The 22,619-nt window shown below is 72.1% G+C and carries 18 protein-coding genes and 2 tRNA genes; 7 read left to right on the forward strand and 13 right to left on the reverse strand.

Annotation, left to right across the window (positions count from 1 at the left end; all coding sequences use genetic code 11):
* From BN344_RS03370 to BN344_RS03395, 6 genes are all read right to left on the reverse strand, one after another.
* Positions 1 to 2,810: Rne/Rng family ribonuclease (locus BN344_RS03370; RefSeq protein ID WP_231486469.1), on the reverse strand; the 2,810-nt coding region annotated here is incomplete at its 3' end.
* Between the two features lie 342 nt (positions 2,811 to 3,152).
* Positions 3,153 to 3,920 (reverse strand): TIGR03936 family radical SAM-associated protein, encoded by a 768-nt coding sequence (locus BN344_RS03375; RefSeq protein WP_040336984.1) that lies wholly within the window; start codon positions 3,918 to 3,920, stop codon positions 3,153 to 3,155.
* Positions 3,920 to 5,863: a TIGR03960 family B12-binding radical SAM protein gene (locus BN344_RS03380; RefSeq protein ID WP_040336985.1), complete on the reverse strand. Its 1,944-nt coding sequence runs from the start codon at positions 5,861 to 5,863 to the stop codon at positions 3,920 to 3,922. Before BN344_RS03380 ends, BN344_RS03375 begins: the two co-directional genes overlap by 1 nt.
* Before the next feature lie 118 nt (positions 5,864 to 5,981).
* On the reverse strand, positions 5,982 to 6,392 hold the full coding sequence (gene ndk, locus BN344_RS03385; protein ID WP_040336986.1) for a nucleoside-diphosphate kinase: 411 nt from the start codon (positions 6,390 to 6,392) through the stop codon (positions 5,982 to 5,984).
* A gap of 11 nt (positions 6,393 to 6,403) precedes the next feature.
* Positions 6,404 to 6,808, reverse strand: a complete 405-nt coding sequence (locus BN344_RS03390; protein WP_040336987.1) for a DUF4233 domain-containing protein — start codon at positions 6,806 to 6,808, stop codon at positions 6,404 to 6,406.
* Complete coding sequence (locus BN344_RS03395; protein WP_040336988.1) at positions 6,805 to 8,160, reverse strand: bifunctional folylpolyglutamate synthase/dihydrofolate synthase; 1,356 nt, start codon at positions 8,158 to 8,160, stop codon at positions 6,805 to 6,807. Before BN344_RS03395 ends, BN344_RS03390 begins: the two co-directional genes overlap by 4 nt.
* A 42-nt stretch (positions 8,161 to 8,202) precedes the next feature.
* Here BN344_RS03395 and valS point away from each other — a divergent pair, with 42 nt between their 5' ends.
* The 3 genes from valS to BN344_RS03410 all read left to right on the forward strand — a co-directional run bounded on the left by valS (position 8,203) and on the right by BN344_RS03410 (position 12,542).
* A complete protein-coding gene (gene valS / locus BN344_RS03400; RefSeq protein WP_040337886.1) occupies positions 8,203 to 10,785 on the forward strand; it encodes a valine--tRNA ligase in 2,583 nt (860 codons plus the stop codon).
* Between the two features lie 112 nt (positions 10,786 to 10,897).
* The gene (locus tag BN344_RS03405; RefSeq protein ID WP_197022221.1) at positions 10,898 to 11,512 is read left to right on the forward strand and encodes a nucleoside/nucleotide kinase family protein; all 615 of its coding nucleotides are present in this window, start codon (positions 10,898 to 10,900) and stop codon (positions 11,510 to 11,512) included.
* Positions 11,513 to 11,618: 106 nt separating this feature from the next.
* On the forward strand, positions 11,619 to 12,542 hold the full coding sequence (locus BN344_RS03410) for a DUF559 domain-containing protein (RefSeq protein WP_051515513.1): 924 nt from the start codon (positions 11,619 to 11,621) through the stop codon (positions 12,540 to 12,542).
* A 111-nt stretch (positions 12,543 to 12,653) separates the two neighbouring features.
* On the opposite strand, the gene clpX is transcribed toward BN344_RS03410, so the two are convergent.
* The 7 genes from clpX to BN344_RS03445 all read right to left on the reverse strand — a co-directional run bounded on the left by clpX (position 12,654) and on the right by BN344_RS03445 (position 20,042).
* On the reverse strand, positions 12,654 to 13,928 hold the full coding sequence (gene clpX, locus BN344_RS03415; RefSeq protein WP_040336989.1) for an ATP-dependent Clp protease ATP-binding subunit ClpX: 1,275 nt from the start codon (positions 13,926 to 13,928) through the stop codon (positions 12,654 to 12,656).
* A 323-nt stretch (positions 13,929 to 14,251) separates the two neighbouring features.
* Positions 14,252 to 14,878, reverse strand: coding sequence for an ATP-dependent Clp protease proteolytic subunit (locus BN344_RS03420; protein WP_040336990.1), 627 nt, complete (start codon positions 14,876 to 14,878; stop codon positions 14,252 to 14,254).
* 20 nt (positions 14,879 to 14,898) lie between these two features.
* Positions 14,899 to 15,537, reverse strand: coding sequence for an ATP-dependent Clp protease proteolytic subunit (locus BN344_RS03425; RefSeq protein ID WP_040336991.1), 639 nt, complete (start codon positions 15,535 to 15,537; stop codon positions 14,899 to 14,901).
* Between the two features lie 277 nt (positions 15,538 to 15,814).
* Positions 15,815 to 17,230, reverse strand: a complete 1,416-nt coding sequence (gene tig / locus BN344_RS03430) for a trigger factor (protein WP_040336992.1) — start codon at positions 17,228 to 17,230, stop codon at positions 15,815 to 15,817.
* 142 nt (positions 17,231 to 17,372) lie between these two features.
* A tRNA-Pro gene (locus BN344_RS03435) sits at positions 17,373 to 17,446 on the reverse strand.
* Between the two features lie 52 nt (positions 17,447 to 17,498).
* The gene (locus tag BN344_RS03440; RefSeq protein WP_197022222.1) at positions 17,499 to 18,953 is read right to left on the reverse strand and encodes an amidase; all 1,455 of its coding nucleotides are present in this window, start codon (positions 18,951 to 18,953) and stop codon (positions 17,499 to 17,501) included.
* 30 nt (positions 18,954 to 18,983) lie between these two features.
* Entirely contained in the window at positions 18,984 to 20,042 is a 1,059-nt protein-coding gene (locus tag BN344_RS03445; RefSeq protein WP_051515514.1) for an LLM class F420-dependent oxidoreductase, read from the reverse strand.
* 115 nt (positions 20,043 to 20,157) lie between these two features.
* Between BN344_RS03445 and BN344_RS03450 the strand changes: the two genes are divergently transcribed.
* The 4 genes from BN344_RS03450 (at position 20,158) to BN344_RS03465 (ending at position 22,606) form a co-directional block, all read left to right on the forward strand.
* Positions 20,158 to 20,231: transfer RNA gene (locus tag BN344_RS03450), tRNA-Gly, on the forward strand.
* A 358-nt stretch (positions 20,232 to 20,589) separates the two neighbouring features.
* Positions 20,590 to 21,087 carry a hypothetical protein gene (locus tag BN344_RS03455; RefSeq protein WP_155858735.1) on the forward strand — a complete coding sequence of 166 codons (498 nt, stop codon included), beginning with the start codon at positions 20,590 to 20,592 and terminating at the stop codon, positions 21,085 to 21,087.
* A gap of 159 nt (positions 21,088 to 21,246) precedes the next feature.
* Positions 21,247 to 21,660: an MmcQ/YjbR family DNA-binding protein gene (locus BN344_RS03460; RefSeq protein ID WP_040336995.1), complete on the forward strand. Its 414-nt coding sequence runs from the start codon at positions 21,247 to 21,249 to the stop codon at positions 21,658 to 21,660.
* Between the two features lie 118 nt (positions 21,661 to 21,778).
* A complete protein-coding gene (locus tag BN344_RS03465; RefSeq protein ID WP_155858736.1) occupies positions 21,779 to 22,606 on the forward strand; it encodes a hypothetical protein in 828 nt (275 codons plus the stop codon).
* The last annotated feature ends 13 nt before the right edge of the window (positions 22,607 to 22,619 follow it).

Genomic DNA, 22,619 nt, shown 5'->3' on the forward strand with positions numbered 1-22,619 from the left:
GGCTCGACGGACGACCGGGTCTCCGCGTCGGGCGTGGCCGGAGCCACCGGCAGCGGCGGAACCACGACCTGCTCGGGCTCGGCCGGCGCGGCCTCGGCGGGGGTGGCCTCGGCAGGCGCCGCCTCGGGGGCGGCGTCCGCGGTCGCGGGCTCCTCCTCCGTGGTCGACGGCTCGTCCGCGTCCTCGGCCCCGGTCACGACGGCGGCGTCCTCCGCGGCACGCTCCTCGCCCGACTGCCCACGGTTGCGACGGCCTCGGTTGCGCCGTCCACTGCGCCCGCCCTCGGGCGCCTCGCCGTCGCCGGCCTCCGCGGTCGGCTCGTTCTCCTTGGGTGCCTGGTCGGCGGCGGCCTCGTCCTTGGCGCCGCCGGTGTCGCCCTTGCCCGAGCGGTCCCGCCGGTTCCCACCGCCGTTGTCACCCTTGCCGGAGCGGTCGCCGCCGGAGCCGTTGCCGCCGGAGTTGCCACCGCCGCCACCGCCACCGCGACGCTTCTCGTCGACCGGGTCGGTGTGGACCATGATCCCGCGGCCGCGACAGTGGTCGCACGGCTCGGAGAAGACCTCGAGGAGGCCCTGACCGACGCGCTTGCGGGTCATCTGGACCAGGCCCAGTGAGGTGACCTCCGCGACCTGGTGCTTGGTGCGGTCGCGGCCCAGGCACTCGGTGAGCCGCCGCAGCACGAGGTCGCGGTTGCTCTCGAGCACCATGTCGATGAAGTCGATGACGATGATGCCGCCGATGTCGCGCAGCCGGAGCTGGCGGACGATCTCCTCCGCGGCCTCCATGTTGTTGCGCGTGACGGTCTGCTCGAGGTTGCCCCCGGAGCCGACGAACTTGCCGGTGTTGACGTCGACGACCGTCATCGCCTCGGTGCGGTCGATGACCAGCGAGCCGCCCGAGGGCAGCCACACCTTGCGGTCGAGCGCCTTCATCAGCTGCTCGTCGATCCGCAGGTCGCGGAAGACGTCGCCCTCCCCCGTGTAGCGGGTCAGCCGCGGGCTGAGCTCCGGCGAGACGTGCGCGACGTAGGCCTCGACGGTGTCCCAGGCGTCGTCGCCCTGGACCACGAGCTCCTTGAAGTCCTCGTTGAAGACGTCGCGGATGACCCGGATCGCCAGGTCCGGCTCGCCGTAGAGCAGCGTCGGCGCGCTGGAGGTCGACTCCGACTTCTGCTTGATGACGTCCCACTGCGCCTTGAGCCGGTTGACGTCGCGGGTGAGCTCCTCCTCGGAGACACCCTCGGCGGCGGTCCGGATGATGACGCCGGCGTCCTCGGGGACGATCCGCTTGAGGATGTCCTTGAGGCGGGTGCGCTCGGTGTCGGGCAGCTTGCGGCTGATGCCGGTCATCGAGCCGCCGGGCACGTAGACCAGGAAGCGGCCGGGCAGGTTGATCTGCTGGGTGAGCCGGGCGCCCTTGTGCCCGATCGGATCCTTGGTGACCTGCACCAGCACCTTGTCGCCGGACTTCATCGCGGTCTCGATCGAGCGCTGCTTGCCCGAGAGGCCGGCGGCGTCCCAGTTGACCTCGCCGGCGTAGAGGACGGCGTTGCGCCCCTTGCCGATGTCGACGAACGCCGCCTCCATCGAGGGCAGCACGTTCTGGACGCGGCCGAGGTAGACGTTGCCGGCGAACGAGGTCGCCTGCGCCTGGGTCACGTAGTGCTCGACCAGCACGTCGTCCTCGAGGACGGCGATCTGGGTGCGCTCGCCCCGCTGGCGGATGACCATCGTGCGGTCGACGGCCTCGCGGCGGGCCAGGAACTCGCTCTCGGTCAGGATCGGAGCGCGCTTGCGGCCGGTGTCGCGGCCGTCGCGACGGCGCTGGCGCTTGGCCTCCAGGCGCGTGGAGCCGGCGACGCCGCGGACGTCGTCGTCGCTCGTCGTGCGGCCGTTGCGGCCGGCCCGCTCGGGCCGGTCGTCGTCGTCAGCGTCATCGGTAGAGCCGTCGGATCCGTTCAGTCCCCCACCGCTGCGACGGCGGCGGCGACGCCGGCGGCGCGTGCCCGAGCCGGTGCCGCCCTCCTCGGAGTCGCCGTCCTGCTCGTCGTCGCCGTCGTCGCCCGACTCGTCGCCGTCGTTCCCGGCGGTCGGCTCGTCGGCGCTGTCGTCGTCGCCGTCGCCGGAGTCCTCACCGGTGCGGCCACGGCCGCGGCCCCGGCGACCGCGCCGGCGCCGGCGGCTGCCCGAGCCGTCGGCGGAGTCGCCGTCGTCCTCGGAGCCGCCGCTCTCGTCGTCGCTGTCGGTGTCCTCGGCCTTGTCGGTCTCCTCGGCTGCCTGCTCCCCCGCGGGTCGGCGGCGCGAGCGCTGGCGGGGGCGGGCCGGCTCGGCGTCGTCCTCGAGCACGTCGGGGGTCTCGGTCGCGTCCTGCTCGCCGTCGGGCGACTCCGCCGGGCGGCGGCTGCGACGACGCGGGGCCGGCGGCACGTCGACGGGCGGGGCGACGAAGCTGACGAAGGCCGGCACGGCAGCGGCGGGGGCCGCAGGCGCCACCGGTTCGACGGCGTCGGGATCGGGCGCCGCAGCGGGGCGGGTGGCCCGGCGACGGGGACGGGCGACCACGGCGGTCGGCTCCGGCGAGCTGAACTGCGCGCCGAACCGGGGGCCGGCCGGCTCCTCGGGCTCCGGATCGGGTTCCGCGGCGGCCGGCTCGGCGACGGCGTCGTCAGCCGTCTCCTCCTCGTCCTCCTCGGGGACCGAGGAGTCCTCGGAGACCGCGGGCACCTCCGTCACCTCCGCCGGTTCCTGGCCGGCTCCGGGGTCGACCTGGCTGTTCGCGGTGGTCTCGTCCGAGTTGTCGATGTCGTTCACGAGGGCTCTCGCCTCCTCATGCGCTCCCGGGCGCCATGAGCTGGCGGCCGCGCAGGAGCACGGGGTTGGGGCGGGGCGAGCCATCGCACGGGGTACGGCGACCGGCTCGTCCTGCGAAGTCTGTGGGCGGCTCTCGCGCGACGGTTGCCGCGGCGGGGAGCCGGACTGCTGTGGTGCGCGCGCCCGGTGCTGCTGGGTGCGGTGGTGCGGGTGGTACTGGTCTGCGGGGTCTGCGTGGTGCGGGGTCTGCGGTGCCCGGATCGGGGTGGCCCGGAGCGGGTGCGGCACGTCTGGCAGCCGTGTCGCGGCGACGTCGCGTGGCCTCCGTGGGCCTCCGGCCGGTCAGACCCCCGCGTGCGCTCCCGTGTGGGGAACACCTGCCGTGCGGTCAGGACCGAGCGGATCGGCCACGGTCCCGGTGTCGTCGAGCCGGCCCTGCGCCTCACGCACGGCCCGGGGGGGCAACGGCGGGCGCAGGTCGGCGACGGCAGCCAGGGCGGCCAACACGTCATCGGGTCGTACGGCGGGCGTCACCTGCCGGACGACCATGTGCAGTATGGCACAACCGGCCCCTGCCGACGCAGACGCGCTGGTCACGGCCACGCGCGCGTCGACGTCCTTGAGGCCGTTCTTCGTGCGCTTGGCGACGGTCACCACGTCGGCGGCCAGGAACTTCTCCAGCGCCGGTGCGAGCTCGGCCAGGTCGACGCCGGGCAGCTCGACCCGCCAGACCGCGGCGTCGATCCGGTCGGCCAGCGAGCCGGTCCCCTCCCCCGCCTCGACGCACTCGACGACGGCGACGTCCTCGGGCAGGGCGGCGTCCAGGGCGGTGCGCACCTCCTCGGGGTCGCACCGGACCGACAGCCCGATCTCCACGTACTCCGCCTCGCTGGCCGCACCGGTGGGCGCGGCGCCGAGGTAGGAGATCTTGGGGTGGGGGCTGAAGCCCGCGGAGAACGCCATCGGCACCCGCGCGCGGCGCAGTGCCCGCTCCAGGGTGCGGGCGAGGTCGCGGTGGCTGGCGAAGCGGAGCCGGCCGCGCTTGGCGTAGCGGATGCGGAGCCTCTGGACCGTCGGCGGCGGCGGCGGGCCCGTGGGCTGACGGGCCATCAGACGACCGTGAGCGGCAGCAGGGTGCGGCCGGTGGGGCCGATCTGGATCTCGGTCCCCATGGTCGGGCAGACACCGCAGTCGTAGCAGGGGGTCCACCGGCAGTCGGCGACCTCGTCCTCGGAGATGGCGGCCTGCCAGTCCTCCCAGAGCCACTCCTTGTCCAGCCCGGAGTCCAGGTGGTCCCAGGGAAGGATCTCGTGCTCGGTGCGCTCGCGGGTGGTGTACCAGTCCAGGTCGACGCCCCAGGCCGCCAGCTCCTCCGCCGCCGCCGTCGTCCAGCGGTCGAAGGAGAAGTGCTCGCTCCAGCCGTCGAACCGGCCACCCTCGCGCCACACCCGCTCGATGACCCGGCCGACGCGGCGGTCGCCCCGGGAGAGCAGGCCCTCGATCACGCCCGGCTTGCCGTCGTGGTAGCGCAGGCCGATGGAGCGGCCGATGCGCCGGTCCTCGTTGATCTTCTGCCGCAGCACCCGAAGCCGATGGTCGATGGTGTCCGCGCTGGCCTGCGCCGCCCACTGGAAGGGCGTGTGCGGCTTGGGCACGAACCCGCCGATCGAGACGGTGCAGCGGATGTCCTTGCGGCCGCTGGCCTCCCGGCCCGCCTTGATCACCTCGACCGCGAGGTCGGCGATCTCCAGGACGTCCTCGTCGGTCTCCGTGGGCAGACCGCACATGAAGTAGAGCTTCACCTGGGTCCACCCGTTGGCGTAGGCGGTGGTGACCGTGCGGACGAGGTCCTCCTTGGACACCGTCTTGTTGATCACCCGCCGGATGCGCTCGCTGCCACCCTCGGGGGCGAAGGTGAGCCCGCTGCGCCGGCCGTTGCGGGACAGCTCGTTGGCCAGCGTGACGTTGAAGGCGTCGACCCGGGTGCTCGGCAGGCTGAGGCTGGTGTTGGTGCCCTCGTACCGGTCGGCGAGCTGCTTGGCGAGCTGGCCGATCTCGGAGTGGTCGGCGCTGCTCAGCGAGAGCAGCCCCACCTCCTCGTAGCCGGTTGCCTTGAGCCCCTGGTCGACCATCGAGCCGATGCCGGTGATCGTGCGTTCGCGCACCGGGCGGGTGATCATCCCGGCCTGGCAGAACCGGCAGCCCCGGGTGCAGCCGCGGAAGATCTCCACGCTCATGCGCTCGTGGACGCTCTCGGCCAGCGGCACCAGCGGCTGCTTCGGGTAGGGCCACTCGTCGAGGTCCATGACCGTGCGCTTGCCGACCTTCTCCGGCACGTCGTCCCGGGTGCGCGTGACGGCGGCGATGGCGCCGTCCGGCCCGTAGGAGACCGCGTAGAAGCGTGGCACGTAGACGCCGTCGATCCGGGCCAGGCGGGCGAGCAGCTCCTCGCGCCCACCGGGGCGCCCCTGCTCCTTCCACGCCTTGACGACGTCGGTGATGTCGCCGACGGCCTGCTCGCCGTCGCCGAGGACGGCGCAGTCGACGAAGTCGGCCACCGGCTCGGGGTTGAACGCGGCGTGCCCGCCGGCGACGACCACCGGGTGGCTCTCGTCGCGGTCGATCGCGTGGAGGGGGACGCCGGCGAGGTCGAGCGCCTCGAGCAGGTTGGTGTAGCCGAGTTCGGTGGCGAAGCTGACGCCGAGCAGGTCGAAGTCGGCGACGGCGCGGTGCCCGTCGACGGTGAACTGCGGGACGCCGTTCTCGCGCATCAGGGCGGCGAGGTCCGGCCAGACCGCGTACGTGCGCTCGGCCAGGGCGTCGGACCGCTCGTTGAGCACCTCGTAGAGGATCATCAGGCCCTGGTTCGGCAGCCCCACCTCGTAGGCGTCGGGATACATCAGCGCCCAGTGGACGGCGGCGGCGTCCCAGGGCTTCACCTGGGCGTTGAGCTCACCACCGACGTACTGGATGGGCTTCTGGACCTGGGCCAGCAGGGGCTCGAGCCGCGGGTAGAGCGACTCGCCTGTGGTCGTGCGGAGCTCAGCAGTCATGACCCGTCCAGGGTAGCCGCCGCTCCCGGCGGCGCCCCCGCCCACGACGTGCGCGAGATCTGCACACTCGCCTGCGTCAGGCGCCCGATGGGGACGAGTGTGCAGATCTCGTCGGTATTCAGCCCAGGTCGGGGAAGAACAGGCCGATCTCGCGGGCGGCGGACTCGGGCGAGTCCGAGCCGTGCACGATGTTGTTCTGCACCTCGAGGGCGAAGTCGCCGCGGATGGTGCCCGGACCGGCCTTGACCGGGTCGGTGGCGCCGGCCAGCGCGCGGAACGCCTCGATGGCCCGCGGCCCCTCGACGACCAGTGCCATCAGCGGGCCGCTGGTGATGAACTCGACCAGCGAGCCGAAGAACGGCCGCTCGCGGTGCTCGGCGTAGTGGGTCTCGGCCACGTCGGCGGTCAGCGTGCGCAGCTCGGCAGCGACCAGCCGCAGGCCCTTGCGCTCCAGGCGGGTGATCACCTCGCCGACGAGGCCACGGGCGACGCCGTCGGGCTTGACGAGGACGAGGGTGCGTTCGGTCACGGGGCGGCAGCCTACGTGGTGGCCGCCGCCGCCCCGTCGCCGTCGTCCTCACCGGGAACCGGGACCGGCCCGAACATGGAGCCGAGGAGTTCCTTGCGCACCTGCAGCAGGTAGAGCCAGATGAGCACGAAGACGCCGCCCACGAACCACATCGCGCCGGTCATCAGGCCGGTGAGCAGCAGGGGCACCTGCAGCGCGGTCCCGATGTGCAGACCTCGTTCGCGCCGCTGGATGCCGCTGGCCAGGATCAGCAGCAGCGCCAGGGAGATCAGCACCGTCAACCGGAACGCGCCCAGCCCCTCGGTCGGTGCGATGCCCCGGGGCACGAACAGCACGGCGATGCCCTCGAGCACCAGGATCGCCGCGGCGGCCCCACCCAGTGCCCGGCCGGCCCGCACCGGGTCGGCCGCCCTCACGGACGGCGTCCCGACAGGAGGGCGCGGGCCTCCCCCGCGGTGATCACGCTGCCGGTGACGAGGACACCGGAGCCGCCCAGGGCGTCGTCCCGGCCCGCCTCGGCCAGCTCGATCGCCTCGGAGACCGCCTCGCCCAGCACCGGCTGGACGCTGACCCGGTCGGCACCGAACACGTCGACGGCCAGCGCGCCCAGCTCGTCGGCGGGCAGCGCGCGCTCCGAGCTGTTCTGGGTGACCACCAGTTCGGCGCAGAGCTCCTCGAGCGCGGCCAGCATCCCGGCGACGTCCTTGCCGCGGACGGCCCCGACCACCCCGACCAGGCGGGTGAAGTCGAAGGACTCGCGGATCGCCTCGACCGTCGCCGTCATCCCCGCGGGGTTGTGGGCGGCGTCGACCAGCACGGTGGGGCTGGTGCGCACGCGCTCCAGCCGGCCGGGCGAGCGGACGGCGGCGAACGCCGCCCGGACCGTCTCCTGCTCGATCGGCCCGGTCGCGGCCCCGGCACCCAGGAACGCCTCGACGGCGGCCAGCGCGGTGGCGGCGTTCTGCGCCTGGTGCGCGCCGAACAGCGGGAGGTAGACCTCCTCGTACTCACCGCCCAGGCCCTGCAGCCGCACCTGCTGCCCGCCGACGGCGACCCGGCGCTCGAGGACCCCGAACTCGGTGCCCTCGCGTGCGACGACGACGTCCATCTCGACGGCGCGCCGGATCAGGGCGTCGAGCGCGCCGGGCTGCTGGTGGGCGAGCACGGCGATCGCGTCGGCCTTGATGATCCCGGCCTTCTCCCCGGCGATGGTGGCGACGTCGGGCCCGAGGTACTCGGCGTGGTCCATCGCGACCGGGGTGACGACGGCGACCCGCGCATCGGCCACGTTGGTCGCGTCCCAGGTGCCGCCCATGCCCACCTCGACGACGGCGACGTCCACCGGGGCGTCGGCGAACAGCGCGTAGGCCATGCCGACCATGACCTCGAAGAAGCTCATGGGGTGCTCGCCGCCGGCATCGACCATCTGCACGTAGGGCGCGATGTCGGCGTAGGTCTCGACGAACCGCTCGGCGCTCACCGGTTCGCCGTCGAGGACGATCCGCTCCCGCATCGACTCCAGGTGCGGGCTGGTGAAACGGCCGACGCGCAGGCCGAACCCGCGCAGCAGCTCGTCGATCATGCGCGCCGTCGTCGTCTTGCCGTTCGTGCCCGCGACCTGGATGACCGGCATGGCCCGGTGCGGCGACCCGAGGAGGTCGACCAGGGCCGAGATCCGGGTCAGGGAGGGCTCCAGGCGGCTCTCCGGCCACCGCGCCAGCAGCTCCTTCTCGACCCGGGCCATGTCACCGGTGCTGCTGCTGCTCATCCTGCTCAGGATGCCAGGGGTCCACTACCTACGATGAAGCGCATGACCACCGACATTCGCACCCCGGACGCTGCGGCCCCGGGAGCCGGCGGTGGCGTACCCGAGAAGCCGACGATCGACGGGCTCGAGGAGAAGTGGGTCCAGCGCTGGGCGGCCGAGGACACCTACGCCTTCGACCGTGCCGCCGCGCTGCAGGCTCCCCGGGAGCAGATCTACTCGATCGACACTCCCCCGCCGACGGCGTCCGGCTCGCTGCACGTCGGGCACGTGTTCAGCTACACGCACACCGACTTCGTCGCCCGCTACCAGCGCATGCGCGGCAAGCACGTCTACTACCCGATGGGCTGGGACGACAACGGCCTGCCGACCGAGCGCCGGGTGCAGAACTACTACGGCGTGCGCTGCGACCCCGCGCTCCCCTACGACCCGACCTTCGAACCGCCCGCCAAGCCGGGCAAGGACCAGGTGCCGGTCTCGCGGCGCAACTTCGTCGAGCTGTGCATGCAGCTCACCGAGGCCGACGAGGCCGAGTTCGAGAAGCTCTGGCGCCGCGTCGGGCTCTCGGTGGACTGGTCGAACGTCTACCGCACGATCTCCGAGCGCTCCCGGGCCACGGCGCAGAAGATGTTCCTCGGCAACCTGGCCCGCGGCGAGGCCTACGCCCAGGAGGCGCCGACCCTGTGGGACGTGAGCTTCCGGACCGCCGTCGCGCAGGCCGAGCTCGAGGACCGCGAGCGCCCCGGCGCCTATCACCGGGTCTCCTTCGCCGGCCCGGCCGGCCCGGTCGTCATCGAGACCACCCGCCCCGAGCTGCTGCCCGCCTGCGTGGCCCTCGTGGCGCACCCGGACGACGAGCGCTACCAGCCGCTGTTCGGGCAGACCGTGCGGACGCCGCTGTTCGACGTCGAGGTGCCCGTCGTGGCGCACCGCCTGGCCGAGAAGGACAAGGGCTCGGGCATCGCGATGATCTGCACGTTCGGCGACCTGACCGACGTCATCTGGTGGCGCGAGCTGCAGCTGCCGACGCGCGCCGTCATCGGCTGGGACGGCCGCTTCCTCGCCGAGCCGCCGCCGGGTGTGCCCGCGCAGCCCTACGACGAGCTGGCCGGCAAGACGTCGTTCAGCGCGCAGCAGCGGATCGTCGAGCTGCTCCGGGAGTCCGGTGACCTGGAGGGCGACCCGAAGCCGATCACGCACCCGGTCAAGTTCTACGAGAAGGGCGACCGCCCGCTCGAGATCGTCACCACGCGGCAGTGGTACATCCGCAACGGCGGCCGGGACGGCGACCTGCGCGATGCCCTGGTCGCCCGCGGCCGCGAGATCCAGTGGGTGCCCGAGCACATGCGGCACCGCTACGAGAACTGGGTCGAGGGCCTCAACGGCGACTGGCTGATCAGCCGGCAGCGGTTCTTCGGCGTTCCGTTCCCGGTCTGGTACCGGCTGGACGCCGAGGGCGAGCCGATCCACGACGAGCCGATCCTGGCCTCCGCCGAGTCGCTCCCGGTGGACCCGTCCTCCGACGTGCCGCCGGGCTTCGACGAGTCCCAGCGCGGCAAGCCGGGTGGGTTCATGGCCGATCCCGACGTCATGGACACCTGGGCGACGTCGTCGTTGTCGCCGCAGGTCGCCTCGGGCTGGGACACCGACCCGGAGCTGTTCGCCGCCGTCTTCCCGATGGACCTCCGGCCGCAGGCGCACGACATCATCCGCACCTGGCTGTTCTCCACCGTCGTGCGCTCGCACTACGAGTTCGGCGCGGTGCCGTGGTCGCACGCGGCCATCTCCGGGTTCGTCGTCGACCCCGACCGCAAGAAGATGTCGAAGTCGAAGGGCAACGCGACCACGCCGATCGACGTCCTGGAGCGCTACGGCACCGACGCCGTGCGCTGGCGTGCCGCGGGTGCGCGCCCGGGTGCCGACTCGCCGTTCGACGAGACGCAGATGAAGGTCGGCCGCCGGCTGGCGATGAAGATCCTCAACGTCGGCAAGTTCGTGCTGGGGCTCGGCGCCTCGGCGTCGTCGACCGTGGAGCAGGTGACCGAGCCGATCGATCTCGGCCTGCTCACCGCGCTGGGTCGCGTGGTCGACGAGGCGACGGCGGCTATGGAGGCCTACAACTACACCCGCGCGCTCGAGGTCAGCGAGACGTTCTTCTGGTCGTTCTGCGACGACTACGTGGAGCTGGTGAAGTCCCGCGCCTACGGCTCCGGGCCGGAGGCCGCGTCCGCGCAGGCGGCGCTGGCGGTGGCGCTGGAGGTGCAGCTGCGGCTGTTCGCCCCGGTGCTGCCGTTCGTGACCGAGGAGGTCTGGTCCTGGTGGCAGTCCGGCTCGGTGCACCGCGCCGCGTGGCCGGTCGCTTCCGCGCTGCCCGCGGACGGCGACCCGGCCGTGGTGAGCGCCGCCGCGGATGCGCTCGCGGGTGTCCGGAAGGCGAAGTCGGACGCGAAGGTGTCGATGCGCGCCGACGTGGAGACCGCGACGGTCATCGCGCCGGAGTCGCAGGTGGCGCTGATCGAGGCGGCACGCGCCGACCTCGTCGACGCCGGCCGGATCGCCACGCTGTCGGTCGTCGCCGGCGAGGGCCCGCTCACCGTCGACGTCGTCCTCGCCCCTGTCGACGCCTGACCGCCCGGCCGGACCGTTGAACCCGGACGACCCACGGTCTGCCCCATCGCGGGTCGCCGGGGTTCAAGGGTCGGAGGGCAGCGCCGCGCGGTTCGCGGAGCTGGCGGCGCGGGTGCCCGACCGCGGGGGCGAACACGTCGTGGTCGCGATCGACGGGGTGGACGGCGCCGGCAAGACGGTCTTCGCCGATCAGCTCGCCGCAGCGCTCCCTGCGTGCGGCCGACCAGCGGTCCGGGCGAGCGTGGACGACTTCCACCGGTCTCGGGGGGTCCGCTACCGACGCGGTCGCCGCTCTTCCGAGGGCTTCTGGCTCGACTCCTACGACTACCCGGCCTTGGAGCGCGAGCTGCTCTATCCGCTGCGTGCCGGTGCCCCTGTCCGGCTGCGCTGGCACGACCTGGCCACCGACCGTCGGGTCGACGAGCCGCGGGTCGCCGTTCCGCCGGGTGCGGTCGTCGTGATCGACGGGCTGTTCCTGCACCGTGACGAGCTCGTCGACCATTGGGACTTCTCCGTCTGGCTGGACGTGCCCTTCGCGGTCACCGCGGCCCGGATGGCGGTTCGCGACGGAACGCCGGCCGATCCCGACGATCCGGCAATGGCGCGGTACGTGGGCGGGCAGCGGCTGTACTTCGACGCCTGCGGGCCGTGGGACCGGGCCGACGTCGTCGTCGACAACACCGACTGGACCTCCCCGCGGTTCGTTCGGCGGCCCTCCGACCGTTGAACCCCGGCGACCCGCCGCCGGGCCCGTCGTGGGTCGCGGGGGTTCAACGGTTCCCCCGTCCACAGGCCGCCAGCGGCGAGTCCCGCCGGTCGGCCAGCCTGTCAGGGTGCCCCGGCCGGTCGACCTCCTCCCCCAGGGCGTCGCGCGCCGCTCGGACGTCGCCGCGTCCGCCAGCACCAGCACCGTCGGACGCTGGTTGGCCGCGGGTGAGCTGCTGCTGGTGGCGCCGGGTGTAGTCGCGCTGCCCGACCGCACGCAGCGGTGGGAGGACCGTGCGCGGGCGGCGACCCTGTACGCGGATGCACCGTTGAGCCACCTGTCCGCGCTCACCGCGGCGGGGCTCGTTCGCCGGACCGCCGGACCGCTGCACGTGACGGTCGGGCTCGAGCGCTGCCTCCGCGACGCCCCGGACGTCTGGGTCCACCGCTCAGGACGGCGTCTCGCCACGATCCGCTGCGACGGCCTCGAGGTCGTCGAGCCGGCGCGGAGTCTCGTCGACGCGTGGTCGTGGGCGTGGTCGCCCGTCCGGAACGAGCGCGCGGAAGCCGAACGCTCCCTGGTGCGGCAGGCGGTCATCGAGGCGGTGCGGACCCGGGAAGTCCGGGCCCCGGCGGTACGGCGTGAGTCGGACCGGATGCCGCGCCATGCCGGTCGAGCGGAGCTGGTCGCGCTGCTCGAGCTGATCGGACGCGGGTGCCAGAGCGAGCTGGAGATCTTCGGGGTGCAGCACGTGCTCCCGGGCCCACCGGCGGTGCCGGCCTACCTCCAGCAGCACCGGGTCGTCCTCCCCGACGGACGGGCCGCCGACCTGGACGCCGCGTGGCCGGAGGCCCGGGTCGCCGTGGAGCTGGACGGCGCCGCCTTCCACGGCAGCCGCGAGGCTCGCGAGCGGGATCTGCGCCGCGACAACGCACTCGCCACGCTGGGCTGGGTGGTCCTGCGCTTCAGCTACGAGCGGCTGATCAACGATCCGCTGGGATGCCGGCGCGAGATCGAGACCGTCGTGCGCCGGCGACTGCTGGACCGTTGAACCCCGGCGACCCAGGACGCGGGCCTCTCTGGGTCGCCCAGGTTCAACGGTGCCGTCGCACACGCGAAACGGCCCGCCCCCGGTGGGGACGGGCCGTCGACGCTGGTCGCGTTACGCGGACTTCTCGCGGCGCTCGCGGGTGGGCTTGCGCGGCACGATCGTCGGGTTGACGTGCTCCAGCACGACCTCCTTGGTGATCACCACGGAGGCGACGTCCTCGCGACTGGGGATGTCGTACATGACCGACTGGAGCACCTCCTCCATGATCGCGCGGAGCCCGCGGGCGCCGGTGCCACGGAGGATGGCCTGGTCGGCGATCGCCTCGAGCGCGTCGTCGGTGAACTCCAGCTCCACCCCGTCGAGCTCGAAGAGCTTCCGGTACTGGCGCACCAGGGCGTTCTTCGGCTCGGTGAGGATGTTGATCAGCGCCTCGCGGTCGAGCTTCTGCACGCTGGTGATCACCGGCAGGCGCCCGATGAACTCCGGGATCATCCCGAACTTCAGCAGGTCCTCGGGCATGACCTCGGCGAAGGCGTTGGCCTCGGCGATCTCGGCCTTGCCGCGCACCTCGGCGCCGAAGCCGATCCCCTGCTTCGACGTGCGGGCCTCGATGACCTTGTCCAGGCCGGCGAAGGCTCCGCCCACGATGAACAGCACGTTCGTCGTGTCGATCTGGATGAACTCCTGGTGCGGGTGCTTGCGGCCACCCTGCGGGGGCACCGACGCCGTCGTCCCCTCGAGGATCTTCAGCAGCGCCTGCTGCACGCCCTCACCGGAGACGTCGCGGGTGATCGACGGGTTCTCGCTCTTGCGGGCGATCTTGTCGACCTCGTCGATGTAGATGATGCCGGTCTCGGCGCGCTTGACGTCGTAGTCGGCGGCCTGGATCAGCTTCAGCAGGATGTTCTCGACGTCCTCGCCGACGTAGCCGGCCTCGGTCAGCGCCGTGGCGTCGGCGATCGCGAAGGGAACGTTGAGCATCCGGGCGAGGGTCTGCGCCAGGTGGGTCTTGCCGCACCCGGTGGGCCCCATCAGCAGGATGTTGGACTTGGCCAGCTCGACGCTGTCCTCGCGGGACGCCCGGTCGCCGCCGGCCTGGATCCGCTTGTAGTGGTTGTAGACCGCCACCGAGAGCGTCCGCTTGGCCTGGTCCTGGCCGATGACGTACTGCTCGAGGAAATCGTGGATCTCCTTGGGCTTGGGCAGCTCGTCGAACTTCAGGTCCGAGGACTCCGAGAGCTCTTCCTCGATGATCTCGTTGCAGAGGTCGATGCACTCGTCGCAGATGTAGACCCCGGGGCCCGCGATGAGCTTCTTGACCTGCTTCTGGCTCTTCCCGCAGAAGGAGCACTTGAGCAGGTCACCGCTCTCACCGATTCGTGCCACCTGCTGACCTCCACCTCGGAATCGCAAGCCTGGTGCCAGGAACCTGCGTCGTCATCGTTGCTGTTCGCCCCTGCACGTCCTCGCTCCGCGAGGCTCTCCTCCCGGCGCTTCCGGCCGGGGTTTCGGGCGCCCGCCGAACGTACCTGCCGCCACCGACGCGGCCGGGCAATGACTCACCCGGGTTCCTCGCCGGCTGTCCCACTTCCGTACCGCTCGCCTCTCGATCCCACCCCCTCGCGGGAGTGCCCTCCAGACCCGCTGGAACCTTCGACGGTACGGGCCGAGGACGCGACACGCGCGCCCTCCGCCCGTACCGACGCGGGTCAGGAGGAGAGCGCGTTGAGCTTCCGGCTCTGGATCACCTGGTCGACCATTCCGTAGTCCTTCGCCTCCTGGGCGGTGAGGATCTTGTCGCGGTCGATGTCCTGGCGGACCTGCTCGGCGGACCGGCCGGTGTGCCGCGCGAGGATCTCCTCCATCTGCGTGCGCACCCGCTGGATCTCCGCGGCATGGATCTCCAGGTCCGACACCTGGCCGCCGGCCTCACCCGAGGGCTGGTGGATCAGCACGCGGGAGTACGGCAGGGCCAGCCGCTTGCCCGGCGTCCCGGCCGCGAGCAGGACCGCAGCCGCCGAGGCGGCCTGGCCCATGACCACGGTCTGGATGTCCGGGCGGACGAACATCATCGTGTCGTAGATCGCCATGAGCGACGTGAACGAGCCGCCGGGCGAGTTGATGTAGATCGTGATGTCGCGGTCCGGGTCGGTGGACTCCAGCGTGATCAGCTGGGCCATGACGTCGTTGGCCGAGGCGTCGTCGATCTGCACCCCGAGGAAGATGATGCGTTCCTCGAAGAGCTTGTTGTAGGGGTTGGACTCCTTCATGCCGTAGCTCGTGCGCTCCACGAAGGAGGGCAGGATGTACCGGCTGGAGGGCATCTGGAAGCTCATCTGTGTCTGTCCTCGGGAGCTCAGTTGTCGGAGACCGGGTTGGCGCTGTCGGTCATGGTCGCCCTGCTCACCACGTGATCGACGAAGCCGTACTCGAGGGCCTCCTGCGCGGTGAACCAGCGGTCGCGGTCGGAGTCCTTCTCGATCTGCTCGACGCTCTGCCCCGTGTGCTGGGACTGCAGCTCGTTGAGCTCCTGCTTGGTGCGGCGGAACAGGTCGGCCTGGATGGCGATGTCCGCCGCCGTACCGCCGACGCCGGCGGAGGGCTGGTGCATCATGATCCGCGCGTGCGGCAGGGCGTAGCGCTTGCCCTTCGTACCGGCGGTCAGCAGGAACTGGCCCATCGAGGCGGCCAGACCCATGCCGTAGGTGGCGACGTCGCAGTCGATGAACTGCATCGTGTCGTAGATGGCCATGCCGGCGCTGACGGAGCCACCGGGCGAGTTGATGTAGAGGTGGATGTCCCGCTTGGGGTCCTCGGCCGAGAGCAGCAGCATCTGGGCGGCGAGCTGGTTGGCGATGACGTCGTCCACCTGCGTGCCCAGGAAGATGATCCGCTCGCGCAGCAGGCGCTCGTAGACCGAGTCGCCGAGGTTCATCATCGAGCTGGCGCCGCGCATCATCGGTGCGCTCGCGAGGTTCGGGTGGGGGGTGCTCACGGGTGCGGTGACCTCCGTTGAACTGTCTGAGCAGTCGGTCTCGTGGACGGGATTGCCGGGCCGGTCAGGGCTTGGACGGCCCCCGGGGTGGCGGTACCCCCGGTGAATCGCCTGAGTCCTGTCGACCCTAACGCGCACCTCCGACGACCCATGCCCTGTACGGGCGGTGTTCGCCGTCGGCGCAGCGACGGACCCCGGAATGCCGCGACGCCGCCCTGCCCACGAGGGGCAGGACGGCGTCGTCGGAGCGGCCCGTCCATCAGGAGCGGGCCTTCGCTCAGGCCTGGGCGGCGTCCTCGGTGTCCTCGGTCGCCGCGTCGGCGTCCTCGGCCGACTCCTCGGCGGACTCCTCGGCCGAGGAAGCCTGCACCGTCTTCGGCCGCAGCGCCTCGAGGTCGACCTTCTTGCCCGACGCGTCGGTGATCGTCGTCTGCTCGAGCAGCTGGGCGAGGGTCTTGGTGCGGCGGACGTCGGCGACGAACTCGGCGATGTTGCCGCCCTGTTGCAGCTGCTGCGCGTACTGCTCCGGGCTCATCCGGTTCCGCTGCGCCTGCGCCATGATCTGCGCCGACAGGTCGTCGTTGTCGACGGTGACCTCACGGGCGTCGGCGATGGCGTCCAGGATGAACTGCGTGCGGACGGCCTCCTCGACGTTCTTGCGCTGGTCGGCGTCGTAGGCCTCCCGGCTCTCGACACCGGACATCTGCAGGAAGCTGTCCCAGTCCATGCCGGCCTGCTGCAGCTCACCCTCGAAGGCGCGGTTGCGCCACTCGATCTCGCGCTCGACCAGGTTCTCCGGGATCGGCACCTCGACGGTCTCGATCAGGTGCTCGACCAGCTTGTCCCGCGCCTGCGCGCCCTGCTGGAGGACCTTGGTGCGGGCCAGCCGGGTGCGGACGTCCTCGCGCAGCTCGGCCAGGGTGTCGAACTCGCTGGCCGTGGAGGCGAACTCGTCGTCGAGCTCGGGGAGCTCCTTCTCCTTCACCGAGCGGACGGTGACGGTGACGTCGGCCGTCTCGCCGGCGTTCGGGCCGGAGAGCAGCGCCGTCTGGAAGGTCTTCGACTCGTCGGCCGACAGCCCGCGGACGGCGTCGTCGAGGCCCTCCATGAGGCTGCCGGAGCCGACCTCGTAGGACATGCCGGTCGTGGAGCCGTCCTCCAGCACCTCGTCGCCGAGCTTGGCCTCGAGGTCGATGGACACGAAGTCGCCGTCCTGGGCGGCTCGCTCGACGGCCTGCAGCATCCCGAAGCGCTCGCGCATGACCGAGATCTGCTGGTCGATCTCCTCGTCGGTGACCTCGACGTCGTCGACGGTGACGGCGAGCGAGTCCAGCGCCGGGAGCTCGAGCTGCGGGGCGACGTCGACCTCGGCGGTGAACTCGAGGGTCTCGTTGTCCTCGAGCTTGGTCACCTCGATGTCGGGCTGGCCGAGCACGCGCACCTGGTTCTCGCGGACGACCTCGGAGTAGACCTCGGGGATGGCGTGCTGGACGACCTGCTCGAGGACGACGGGACGGCCGATGCGCTGGTCGAGCACCCGGTTGGGGACCTTGCCGGGGCGGAAGCCGGGGACCCGGACCTGCTTGCCCAGCTCCTTGTAGACCTCACCGAAGGCGTGGTCCAGGTCCCCCCATGCCACCTCGATCGCCATCCGGACCCGCGTGGGGCCCAGTTCCTCGATGGTGCTCTTCACAGCGGCAGTGCTCCTCGGTAAGTCAACTGGTGGGGACGCTCGGTGCTCGACGGCGCCGCGTCGACCCACGAGTCTACGGGCGGCGCGAGGGCGCGCGGCGGGACGGGATAGCGGTCGGATGCGTTCCCGCAGCACGACCTCGTCGGGGTGACAGGATTTGAACCTGCGGCCCCCCGCTCCCAAAGCGGGTGCGCTACCAAGCTGCGCTACACCCCGTGGCCCGGGTGGAGTCTAGGCGCGGTCCGACCCGCCGGGGAGGACGCAGGCCTCAGGCCGAGACCGGCGGACGACGGTCGGCCCATGGAGCGGCCTGCTCCAGCGCCGCCGCCACGCGGACCAGCACGTCCTCCCGCCCGAACGCGGCGACGATCTGCACGCCGACCGGCAGCCCGTCCTCCGTCCAGTGCAGCGGAAGGCTGATCGCGGGCTGGCCGGTGACGTTGAACTGGGCGGTGTACGGCATGAAGCTGCCGATCCGCCGACCCTCCTCCTCCGGCCCGGCCGCGCCGAACCACCCCAGCTCCGGCGGAGGGGTCGCGACCGTCGGGGTGACGAACAGGTCGAAGCCCTGCCCGCCGAGCACCTGCGGCGCCCAGAAGGCCGACATCCGGCGGACCCACGCGCCCAGGTAGGCGCGGGCGCCGAGGTAGTCGGCCGCCGTCATCTGCCGGCCGACGGCGCGGTACATCGCGTTGCGCGGCTCCAGCTCGTCGTCGGCCACCGCCCTGCCCAGCACGAGGCGTTCGAAGGTGTCGAGCGTGAGGGCGGTGTCGGCGGCGATCGTCGCGGTGAAGAACCGCGAGAACATCTCGTCGAACATGCCCTCCGGGGTGCCGGGCTCGACGACGCACCCGATCTCCTCGAGCAGCCCACCCGCTCGCTCCACCGCCGCGCGGCACTGCGGATGTTCCAGGGACCGCTCTCCCGGGTCGGCGTCGAGCAGGCCGACCCGGAGCCGACCGACCGGCGCGCCCACCTCGTCGGCGAGCGGGCGGGCGAACGGCGGCGCGACGTACGGGTCGCCGGGCATGGGGTTGCTGATCGCGTCCAGGACGGCGGCCGCGTCACGGACCGTCCGGGTGATGGCGCCGTCGGTGGTGGCGCCGGCCCAGCTCTCCCCCACGTCGGGACCGTGGCTGACCCGGGCGCGGGTGGGCTTGAGGCCGACCAGGCCGCACTCGCTGGCCGGGATGCGGATCGACCCGCCTCCGTCGCTCGCGTGCCCGACGGGGACCAGCCCGGCCGCGACCGCCGCTGCGGCGCCGCCGCTGGAGCCACCGGTCGAGTGCCCGGGGTTCCAGGGGTTGCGGGCCGGCGGGTTCGCGACCGGCTCGGTCGTGATGGTCGTCCCGAATTCCGGCACGTTGGTACGCCCGAGGAAGACGAACCCGGCGGCGCGGAACTGCCGGGCGAGGTAGCTGTCCGTGGGCCACCGGAAGCCCGCATCGCGCAGGAACGACGTCCCGTAGTGCGTCTCGTCGCCGGCGACGTGGCAGCCGAGGTCCTTGAGCAGCAGCGGCACCCCGCGGAAGGGGCCGGCCGGCAGGTCGCCGCGGGCTTCCTCGCGCGCGGCGTCGAACCTGTCGCGCAGCACGGCATGCAGCTGCGGGTTGACCCGCTCGATGCGCTCGATCGCGTCGTCGACGAGCTCGGCCGGCGAGGCCTGGCCCGTGCGCACCAGCTCGGCCTGCGCGGTGGCGTCCATCCACGTGGTCTGCGTCACGCGCCGGACCGTAGCAACCCCGTCGGGCACTCAGCCCGCAGCTTCGACGAGGGCACGCATCGTCGCCGGATCCGACACCCCGCTCAGCAACAGGGTGCGCACGGGGCCGGAGCGCCACAGCTCGAGCCGCTCGACGATTCGCGGGAGTGGGCCGCACAGGGCGACGCCGTCGCAGAGCTCGTCGGGCACCGCTCGGACCGCGCCCTCCCTGTCGCCGTCCAGGTACAGCTGCTGCACCCGGAGGGCCTCCTCCTCGAAGCCCATGCGCGAGACGACATCGAGGTGGAAGTTCTTCCCCTTGGCGCCCATGCCGCCGATGTAGAGGGCCATCGTGGGCTTGACCCGGTCGAGGGCGGCCTGGACGTCGTCGTCGACGACGACCGAGACGGGGCACGCCACGTCGAAGTCGGCTGCCGCCCCGGCGAGGGAGCCGGCGTACAGGGCGGGGCTGCGCTCGACGTGGAAGAACATCGGCAGCCAGCCGTCGCCGATCTCCGCGGCGAGGGCGACGTTCTTCGGTCCCTCGGCTCCCAGGTACACCGGGATGTCCGGCCGGAGCGGGTGGATGTTGGTCTTGAGCGGCTTCCCCAATCCGGTGCCGCCCGGATAGGGCAGCGGGTAGTGCTCCCCGTCGTTGGTGACGGGCTCCTCGCGCCGCCACACGTCGCGGAGGACGTCGACGTACTCCCGGGTGCGGGCGAGCGGCTTGGGGAACGGCATTCCGTACCAACCCTCGACCACCTGCGGGCCGCTCACCCCGAGACCGAGGATCATCCGGCCGCCGGAGAGCCGATCAAGGGTCATCGCGGTCATGGCGGTGGCCGCCGGGGTGCGGGCCGACATCTGGCACAGCGCGGTCCCGAGCTTGATCCGGCGGGTGTGGGCACCGATCCAGGCCAGCGGGGTGAAGACGTCGGATCCGTAGGACTCCGCCGTCCACACCGAGTCGAAGCCGGCGTCCTCGGCGGCGAGCACGAGCGGGAGCTGATCCCCCGGACCCGGTCCGACCCAGTAGCCGAGCATCAGGCCGAGCTTCAGCCGGCCGGGCCCGTCCGGGGTCGCCGTCACGTCGCGAGGTCCGTCGTCCATGCTGCTCTCTCTACCGGGAGAGCTCGGGCGTGGCCAGAGCGGCCGGCGGGAGCCGCGGCACCCGACGGCGTCGCACGCGTGGTGAGGCCGGGCCGTTAGGCTGTCCGGGCACCTCGCGGGTGTAGCTCAATGGTAGAGCCCCAGCCTTCCAAGCTGGCCATGCCGGTTCGATCCCGGTCACCCGCTCCACGTACTGACCAGCTCGTTCGCCCTCTCCGCAGCTCAGCGCGGCTTCGGCGCCACTCTCGTGCCCTCAGGACGCTGACCCCTGGTACCCCCTGAGCACCGGACTTGGCCGCTGCTCAAGGCACGCGTGAGGCAGGGCCTCCGGCGCTCGCCGCATGGGCCGCCGAGCGACAGACCGACGACGGCGCCCTGCCCAGCGACGAGCCGTACGCGCACCGGTGAGGTGCCGGTGGCCGTCCCGGTCTCACGGCGGCGAACGGGGCACATGACGTTTCGGTGTCGGCGGGCCCGCCCATGCGCATGATCAGCCGTAGCGGGGCACACCGGAGCCGACCCCATCCTCGATCCGGGAGCTACCGCCGTGCGAACTCGAACGCTCATCCCCGCCATGACCCTGCTGCTCTCCGTGGCGGCCTGCGGCTCCGACGAGCCGGAGGACGAGGGGCCCGGCACCGGTGCGACGGCCGAGACCACCGCTCCCGACCAGCGGTCGACCGAGCTCGTCGACCCCGAGGGGAGCTCCCTCGGCACGGCGTGGCTGCGCGACGCGGACGACCGCACCGAGATCGAGCTGGACGTCTCCGGCCTCCCCGAAGGCCTCCAGGACGTGAGCCTGTTCGAGACTGCCGACTGCGAGTCGGTGAACCCGGAGGCGCCGGTCATCGCACTTCCCGCCCTGTCTGTGCTCGAGGACGGCACCGGGGCGCTCACCACCGACGTCGAGGACACGGCGCTCGCCGACCTCCTCGAGGGCGAGGGCCTGGCCGTCGTGATCACCGACGCCACCGTCGACACGGAGGCCGGCGCGGGGTCGGACCTCCCGGACTCCTACCTCGCCTGCGGGGTCTTCTCCGAGTGACGGCCTCCGCGCCCGGCTCCTGAGCGAGGGAGTGGAGCGCAGCCGCATCCAGACCGGCGGCCGAGACCGGCTCACGGCGTCCTACACCGGCACGGTGGATCTGGGCCATCCGCCGCACATCGGGTCCCATGCGCGGCTTCCGCGCCTACGCTGCCCGCCGTGACCACCGACCGCCCGGCGCGGGTCGAGGACGTGCACGAGCTCGCGCAGGCGATGCCGCACGTCACCGTCGTCCGCGGGCCGCGCGGCAACGAGGTCTACCAAGTCGGCGGGAAGTCCTTCGTCTTCTTCCGCACCCCGCGACCGGACGCCGTCGATCCCGTGACCGGGGAACGGCTGCAGGACGTGATCATCTTCTGGGTGGAGTCGGAGGCCGACAAGCTGGCCCTGATCCAGGACGAGACGACGCCGTTCTTCACCACCCCGCACTTCGACGGTCACCGCTCGGTGCTCGTCCAGGCCGGCCGGCTCGGTGAGATCACCCGGCAGGAGCTGGCCGAGATCGTGCAGGACGCCTGGCTCGCCCAGGCCTCCAACCGGCGGCGCACCGCCTGGCTGGCCGCACAGGCCTGAGCCCTCGTCCTGTGCTCGACACGGCTCCGGAAGGTGCGTATCTCCGCCCCGGGACGAGCGCCGGCGCGTGGGAGGCTGCCGCGGCCCATCGACCTCGCCACCTGGAGCAGTTATGCGCATGACCCGACTTCTCGTCGGCACCTTCGCCGTCACAGCCGCCGTCCTGACGGGCACCGTGTCCCCTGCGGCAGCCGCCACGGAGACCGACACGGTCCGCCCCGACCGGGTGGGCGCCGACTGGCACCTCGGTGACACGCGGCCGAGCGGGACGGCGACGTTCTCGGACGCCTACGGCGGAGGCGGGTCCACCTCCAGCGCCGTCGTCCTCTCCACGCCGGAGTCCGGCGCCAAGGTGCAGATGCTCAGCGACGACTGGGCCGGGACGCCGATCGCGGACATCACCGCCCTGAGCTACGAGACCTACCTGGCGGAGTCGCCCCCGAACGGCGTGGCACTGCCCGCGCTCAACCTGCGCGTCGACCTCTCCGGTGACGGCCTCCCCGACTACTACCTGGTGTTCGAGCCGTACCAGGCCTACGGGAACGAGGCCATCCAGTCCGGCACGTGGCAGGAGTGGGACGCCTTGAAGGGCGGCGACGCGGTGTGGTGGCTGAGCGGCCACCCCACCTGCGGCCAGGCACATGACTGCACCTGGGACGAGATCGTGGCGCTCCACCCGGCCGCGACCGTCCAGGAAGGCGCCAACTTCCGGGGAAGCCTCGGCTTCAACCAGGGGTCGGGCAACGGCGGCGTCGTGGCCGCGGCCGATCTGCTCCGCGTGGCCACCGCCGACCGGGACGTCACCTACGACTTCGAGACCGACGTCGTGCTCAGCAGCAAGGACCAGTGCAAGGACGGGGGCTGGGCGACCAGCACCGCGCCGGTCTACCGCAACCAAGGCGACTGCGTGAGTTCCTTCGCGAGCCAGGGCAAGTCCCGCCGCTGAGCAGCGACCCGAA

Source organism: Candidatus Blastococcus massiliensis AP3, assembly GCF_000582785.1.
Lineage (GTDB): Bacteria > Actinomycetota > Actinomycetes > Mycobacteriales > Geodermatophilaceae > Blastococcus > Blastococcus massiliensis.